Source organism: Variovorax sp. P1_H2 (assembly GCF_056405295.1).
The window spans coordinates 1-6577 of sequence record NZ_JBFUCJ010000201.1; the positions used below are offsets into that span (position 1 = coordinate 1).

5 protein-coding genes and 2 pseudogenes are annotated in these 6577 nt (G+C 67.8%); 4 read left to right on the forward strand and 3 right to left on the reverse strand.

Annotated features, from left to right (window positions below):
* Positions 1 to 1031, forward strand: a 1031-nt coding sequence (locus AC1D2E_RS34270; RefSeq protein ID WP_478201533.1) for a hypothetical protein, incomplete at its 5' end; no start/stop codon positions are given.
* Between the two features lie 43 nt (positions 1032 to 1074).
* Here AC1D2E_RS34270 and AC1D2E_RS34275 read toward each other — a convergent pair.
* Positions 1075 to 1197 carry a hypothetical protein gene (locus tag AC1D2E_RS34275; RefSeq protein WP_478201534.1) on the reverse strand — a complete coding sequence of 41 codons (123 nt, stop codon included), beginning with the start codon at positions 1195 to 1197 and terminating at the stop codon, positions 1075 to 1077.
* 125 nt (positions 1198 to 1322) lie between these two features.
* On the opposite strand from AC1D2E_RS34275, the gene AC1D2E_RS34280 reads away from it, so the two are divergent.
* On the forward strand, positions 1323 to 1745 hold the full coding sequence (locus tag AC1D2E_RS34280) for an FHA domain-containing protein (RefSeq protein WP_478201535.1): 423 nt from the start codon (positions 1323 to 1325) through the stop codon (positions 1743 to 1745).
* A 130-nt stretch (positions 1746 to 1875) separates the two neighbouring features.
* Here AC1D2E_RS34280 and AC1D2E_RS34285 read toward each other — a convergent pair.
* A pseudogene (locus AC1D2E_RS34285) lies at positions 1876 to 2007 on the reverse strand (helix-turn-helix domain-containing protein); the annotation flags it as partial.
* 16 nt (positions 2008 to 2023) lie between these two features.
* Positions 2024 to 2218, reverse strand: coding sequence for a hypothetical protein (locus tag AC1D2E_RS34290; protein WP_478201537.1), 195 nt, complete (start codon positions 2216 to 2218; stop codon positions 2024 to 2026).
* 178 nt (positions 2219 to 2396) lie between these two features.
* Between AC1D2E_RS34290 and AC1D2E_RS34295 the strand changes: the two are divergent.
* Both AC1D2E_RS34295 and AC1D2E_RS34300 read left to right on the forward strand, forming a co-directional pair.
* A pseudogene (locus AC1D2E_RS34295) lies at positions 2397 to 2513 on the forward strand (ESPR-type extended signal peptide-containing protein); the annotation flags it as partial.
* Between the two features lie 42 nt (positions 2514 to 2555).
* A partial coding sequence (locus AC1D2E_RS34300; RefSeq protein WP_478201536.1) for a beta strand repeat-containing protein occupies positions 2556 to 6577 on the forward strand: 4022 nt, incomplete at its 3' end.

Sequence of the window (6577 nt, forward strand, 5' to 3'; positions counted from 1 at the left end):
GTGTCGCGCCCGGCATCAGTGCGCGGGCGGCGGGCGCGTCGGTGGCGGTCGTGGCCGATCGCGCGCTCGTGCTGTCGCTGATCACGGGCGTCATCGCGCTGCTGGTCGCCTACCTGTCGCTGCGGCATCGGATCCTGCCGGCGAGCAATGGCCTCCTGGTCGAGTGGCAGGCGCAATCCGGCAACGGCCGGAGTGCCGCGCTGGCGGCGGCCGGGACCTTCGACAAGGCCGAGATCGCCCGCGGCACCAGCCGCGACGCGCCCTTTCTCAGCGAGGCGCAGATCGAGCACACGCTGGCGGCCCCGAGCGCGCGGCGCATCGTGTGGTCCAAGGTCTTCGCCATCGTCACGCCGCTGGCCTTCATGGCCGTCATCGCGACCATGGTGCTGCCCAAGGCCATTCCCTCTCTGCCCGAACTCAAGGGCGGAGCCGCGGCGACGCTGGTGGGCGGCATGGCGGCGATGCTGATGATCCTGGCGACGCTGGCCGCGGAAGGCCCACGCAAGATGCTCGACGCCAGCGCCGAGCACATCACCGACGGCTTCGTCTTCGCCTTCAAGGCCATGGGGTCGGTGCTGCCGATCGCCGGCTTCTTCTTCATCGGCGCTGGCGAGACCGCAGGCCCGATCCTCGGCATGGCGGCGGACGCCAAGCCGCCGCACCTGCTGTTCGAGCTGATCCAGAGCGCCCAGCACCTGATCCCGCCCAATCACACCTTCGTCGCCTTCGGGGTGCTGCTGGTCGGAATGATCACCGGCATCGACGGCTCCGGCTTCGCGGGACTGCCACTCACCGGTACCTTGTCCGGGGCGTTGGCGCCGGCCGCCGGCATGGACCCGGCGACGCTGGCCGCGGTCGGCCAGATGGGCGCCGTGTGGACCGGCGGCGGCACGCTGATCGCGTGGTCCTCGCTGATCGCGGTGGCCGGCTTCGCGCGGGTGCCGGTGCTTGCCGCCGTGCGAGCCTTGCTGTTTCCGGTCCTCACCGGTCTGGTCGTGTCCACGGTCTGCGCGGTGATGCTGTGGCCATGACCGGTGCCGCTGCGGCGCACGCCGTGCGGACCGCCTGCCCGCCTCAACGCCGCCGCAGCAGCCAGAAGGCCGTGTAGTCGGCCAGCGCGACGTCCGGGCGCAGGCGGCCGAAGGCCGGCTGGTGATCCTGCGCAAGCTGCCGGCGGCGTGGCGAGGCCTGACACATCCCGGACGCGGCCGCTCTTCAACAATGGCCCGCGGCGCCGATAATCGAAGGCCGACACTGACACTCATGAACATCTTTTCGAAATCCTGCATCTGCCTTCCAGGCACGCGGTCGAGGAGCACGCGATGCCGATGCTCCTCATGATGACCGCCGCCGGGGAGACCCGACAGGTCCAACTCAATCCCCACGACAACAAGGTGGGCCGCGGCGCGACCAACGACGTCATCATCGATTCGGTGCAGGCCAGCCGCGACCATGCGGTGATCGATGTCGAGCAGGCCTTCGTCACGATCACCGACCTCGGCAGCCGCAACGGCACCTTCGTCAACGACATCCGCATCGAGAGCCAGGTGCTCGCGCATGGGGACGCCATTCGACTGGGCAGCTACGAAATGCGCTTCGTCGCGACCGACCAGGAGTTCACGCAGGTCGAGGCGCTGCAGATGCTGACCATGCACGGGCTGCTGGTGAATGTCGGCCACGGAGCTTCGCGCGCCGATGCGCCCACGGCGCCCGGCGTGCCGGTGAGCCGTCGGGACAAGCTCTGAGCGCGTTTCACCCGGGCAGCTGCGGCAGCACGATGACGCCGTCGCGCCGCGTGACGTCCGCCAAAGGACTTTAGAGCCGCACGGCACACCTGCACGTCGGCGCCGAAGCGATCGCACAGATCGGAGGCCGCTCGAGGTCGGCGATCCGGCGGCTCAGCGCGGAGGGGGCGATGTGCTCCTGCGCCGCGGCGCGCACGATCGACCCGGCGCGCGCGGCGTAGACGAACAGTCGGACGCTGTAGGGATCGACGCGGCGCGTCAGGCGGGTCCGGATTTCTTCACAGCAGCTCTTCGCGCACGAACGGCGACAGCATCCAGTTCTTGAAGGCGACGAACCAACTGGCGTCGGGCTCGTCGCCGTGCACGGTCTGGCGGCCCTGATCGTCCTGACTCGTGATGTCGGAGACTTCATCGCGTTGATTTCGGCACTGCCATGGCTCGGGCTGTCGGATTGCACGTCCACGGGGTGACAACGCAGCCCAATTGACCCAAAGAGCATTTCAGATCACGGATTCAGGGAAAAGTCAACAGGAGCATTTTTGTCGACAAGACGCTTTCAATCCCTCACATTGCAATTTCGGGGAGCGACACAAGACGCCTGGGGGGCCGGGGAACGGCTTCACACGGATAGCGCTTGCGCATGTGAGCCTCATGAACCGAGTATTCAGCGCGATATGGAACGCGCATCGTGGCCAGGTCGTCGTTGCATCGGAACACGCAAGAAGCGGCGGGGGGAGCGCGGGCCGTGGCGCAAGTTGCGTCCGCTCGCTGCCCAGGCGTCGCGCATCGCCTGGAACCGGCCGTGTCCCGGTGGTGCCGTGGACGGCGCTTGCAATCGGACTGGCGCTCGCCCCGGTGGCGTTCGGCCAGGTCACCATTCCCGCGGGAACGAATGTCGGCGCTTATCTGAACACCAACCTGAGCGCGGCCAACAACAACTTCGTTCTGGGCGGCGACGCGGTCTGGAACACCAGCGTTCCCCAGACGGCTCCGCGCGCACTGCTGACGCTGGACGGCGCGGGCTACACGATCACCACAGGGGGGATCACCAACAGTTTCCTGCATCCCTCCTCGAGCGTCACGCCGACGACGGCTACGCTCTCGAACCTGGAGTTCCAGGGCACCCCATCGACGGGGTACCCTTTGTTCTACTACAACGGCACCAACGGTTACACGGTCAATCTCAACCTGAACGATGTGACCTTCAACAACTTCACCGGCGGTTCGGGCGTCGAGGGCAGCGTCATGTACATGAACGTATCCTCGACGACCTCCTCGACGGTGAACGTCAAGGCGGGGGGCGCAAACGGCATCACGTTCTCCAACAATGTCGGTGCCGGCGACGCCGCAGGTGCGCTCGCGATGTATGTCGGCACGATGAATTTCGATGGCCGGGTCGTCTTCGATTCCAACGCCACGGGCAACTACGGCGGCGCCGTGTCGATGTATCAGGGACAGGGCGTCCTGACTTTCAACGGGCCGGTGACTTTCACCAACAACCGCGCCACCAACTATTTCGGCGGTGCCATCGACCTCTGGGGCGGCGATTCGAGATTGACGTTCAACGCAGCGACGGATTTCTCGGCGAACTACGTCAGCAGCGGGCAGACTGGCGCTGGCGATCCGCGCGGCGGCGCCATCAACATCGGCTACCTGAGCCCCGGATCGGGCGCCACCATCGTCCAGTTCAACGGCGCCGTCACGTTCGACGGCAACTACATCAATTCGACGGGTGGCGACGGCAATGCCCGGGGCGGTGCGATCAGCGCGTTCGGAAACGGCAGTTCCTACGACTATCGGTACGTCTTCACAGCCCCGGCGATCTTCACCAACAACTTCGCGGTCAAGTCCGGCACCGGGTCGGGCGGCGGCTACGGCGGCGCCGTCTTCTACGACTCGGCTGCTGCGTCGGTGAGTCTGGCCTCGGGCTCGCAGTTCCTGAACAATTCGGCGTCGACCAGCGGCGGGGCGATCTATCTGCAATCGGGCACGGTCACGCTCAACGCGCTGACGGACAACATCCGGTTCGAGGGGAATCGGCAGGGCGTTTCCGTTGCCGGCGGGCGGCCGGTGGCCGGCACCGGCGTGCCGAATGCCATCTATCTGGGGACCTCGGGCAACCTCAACCTGAACGCCAGCGCGGGGCAGCAAATCCAGCTCTATGACCCGATCGGCTCGACGGCCGGTTCCACCGTCACCGTGACCGAGACCGGCGACGGGGAGGTCATCCTGCATGGCGACAACGGCGCGACGTCGCTGTTCGACTCGACTATCCGGGCGAATACCACGGTCCAGGGGGGCAACTTCACGCTCGCGGACGGTGTGAACTATGGGACCGTGGGGGCCGGCACCTTTCTCGTGACCACTGGCTCCGGCACGGCGGGGACCGTGCGAGGCGGCGCCAATTCGAGCCTGCGCGCCCAAACTGTCAACGTGGCCGGTGGCGGCACGGTCGCCGCGACCGGCGGCACTTTGACACTCGACGCGACGACCATCAACTTCCAGAATGGCGCCCTGTTCGGCGGCAACGGCATCCTGGCTGCGACGAACAACATGATCCTGGCGGGAACGGTCACCGCGATCCCCGATGCGGGGAACACGCTGAACGTCTCGGGGCGCTTCACCGGTGCGGGCGGACTCTCGGTGCAGGGCGGCGGCACGCTGATACTCTCGACCCCGGCCAACGCCTACACGGGTGCCACGGCGGTGGGTGCGGGCGCCACGCTGATGGGCGGCGTCACCGGCGCATTCGGCCTGAGTTCCGGCATGACGGTCGACGGCACGCTGGATCTCGGTCAGAACAACCTGAACCAGACCGTCTCCAACCTGGTGGGCTCGGGCGCGATCCTGCTGGGCTCGGCCACTCTGACCGACAACAGCACGGCGGCCACGACCTATTCCGGCAGCATCGCGGGCTCGGGCAGCTTCATCAAGTCCGGCACCGGCAACCTGACGCTCTCGGGCACGGCGAACAGCTACACCGGCGGGACGACGATCCAGGCCGGCGGCGGCACGCTGACGGCGACCAATGGCAATGCGCTCGGCACCGGCGCGGTGGCGAACGGCGCCACCTTCCAGCTCAACTTCGCCACCGACAGCATGCTCGCGAACCTGCTGACGGGCACCGGCGCGTTGCAGAAGACCGGTGCAGGCAAGGCGACGTTGACGGCCGGGAACTCGACCGCCGGCATCGTGACCGTGAGTGCCGGCACGCTGGACTTCGAGCAGACCGGGCTGTTCACCGCGTCGAGCCTGACCACCGGCGCCGGCGCCACGACGCAGATCGGCACGAACGCGCAGCTGAGCCTCTCCGGGACGCTGGCCCAGGCGGCGGGCGCGACGCTGAACGTCGACGTGGGGGCGGCGAATCCGCCGCTCGTCACGGCCAACGCGGCGACGCTGAACGGGACGCTGAACGTCACGGGCTTCGTGGGCTTGGTGCCGGCTCTGGCGAGCGCACTGTCCGCGAATGCCTACACCATCATCCACACGACGGGCGGCGGCATCAGCGGCAACTTCACGTCCTTCAACCCGGCCGGTTCGTCGAGCCCGGTCGACTACCTCACGATCCTCGGGCAGCAGAGCGGCGCCGACTACAACGTGGGCTTCGGCCTGACCTGGCTCGGCGGCACGGGCGGCGGCAACGGCACCTTCACGCTCATGAACCCCGGGGACACCTTCAACGTCGACGTGGCCCTGGGCAACCAGGCGGCCTCGGCGACGGGTTGGAACGGCCAGACCTTGACGAAGAACGGCGCGGGCCTGCTCGTGCTCTCGGCCGACAACACCTACACCGGCCCCACGACGATCAACGCGGGCACGCTGCAGCTTGGCAACGGCGGCACGACCGGTTCGATCCTCGGCGACGTGGTGGACAACGCCACCCTGGCCTTCAACCGCTCCAATGCGATTGCCCTCGCCGGCGCGATCAGCGGCACGGGCACGGTGAACCAGATCGGCAGCGGCACCACGACGCTGACGGGCACGAACACCTACACGGGCATCACGACGATCGCGGCGGGCACCTTGCAGATTGGCGACGGCGGCGCGACCGGTTCGATCGCGGGCGACGTGGTGAACGACGGCGCGTTGCTCATCAACCGGTCGGGCAACGTGGCCTTCGGCGGCGCGATCAGCGGCACCGGTTCGGTCAGCCAGATCGGCGCGGGCGTTGCCACGCTGAGCGGCACGAACACCTACACGGGCGGCACGACGATCGCGGCCGGCACCTTGCAGCTTGGCGCGGGCGGCACCACGGGTTCGATCGTCGGCGACGTGGCGAACAGCGGCACGTTGGCCTTCAACCGTTCGGACGTCGCGGTTTTCGGCGGGGTGATCAGCGGCACGGGCGACGTCGAGCAGTCGGGTGCCGGGACCACGGTGCTGACCGCCGCCAACACCTACGGCGGCGGCACGACGATTGGCGCCGGCACGCTGCAGATTGGCAACAACAATTTCACCGGCAGCATCGTCGGAGACGTGGTGAACAACGGAACACTGGCGTTCGCCCGCACGAACTTCATCACCTTCGCCGGCGTGATCAGCGGCAGCGGCACGCTCTCGCAGATCAGCGGCGGCACCACGACGCTGACGGGCGCGAACACCTACGGCGGCGGCACGACGATCTCCGCGGGCACGCTGCAGATCGGCAATGGCGGCACCACCGGCTCGATCGTCGGCAACGTGGTCGACAACGGCACGCTGGCGTTCAACCGGTCGGACGCGGTGAGCTTTGGCGGCGTCGTCAGCGGCAGCGGGGCGGTGGCGCAGAACGGCGCGGGCACGACCACGCTGACCGGCACGAACAGCTACACGGGCGGCACGACGATCAC